We start from the raw sequence: 423 nt of genomic DNA on the forward strand, positions 1-423 counted from the left end.
GATGGCGCAGTCGATCAAGAATGTTATTGAGTCTGCCAAATCGGAAGGGGAAGACGAAGAGTTCGAAGCAATTCTGATCGATGTTGCCAAGACCGTCGAATTCATCAGCGCTTCCGTGTTGCCCAATTTACCTGGCAACATTCCAGCTGGGTTGCAGGCTATCGCGATTACTATGAGTGCGCTTTCCGCGGAGCTTTCCACACTGCTGGTTTGGAAGCGTCCGGAGAAGAACGCGCTTCCATCCGCTCTCGTTCGGCGCCTGCATCAGGTCCAGCGTGAGATCGATCTTCTGACGCCAGACAAGGACAAGCTCGAAAAAAACCTGCGCCTCATCTCGGACGCAACTGAAGCTGCCGAAGCTTTGCCGTCAACACTCCAGGAACTGCGTGCCACCCAGGCCGAAGTCAGGGAGGCATCATCTGC

The 423-nt window shown here is 54.8% G+C and carries 1 protein-coding gene; it reads left to right on the forward strand.

Annotated features, from left to right (window positions below; all coding sequences use genetic code 11):
• Positions 1-423, forward strand: a 423-nt coding sequence (locus tag AF337_RS43330; protein WP_202813703.1) for a hypothetical protein, incomplete at both ends; no start/stop codon positions are given.

The organism is Rhizobium ecuadorense (assembly GCF_001187535.1).
GTDB classification, from domain to species: Bacteria; Pseudomonadota; Alphaproteobacteria; order Rhizobiales; family Rhizobiaceae; genus Rhizobium; species Rhizobium ecuadorense.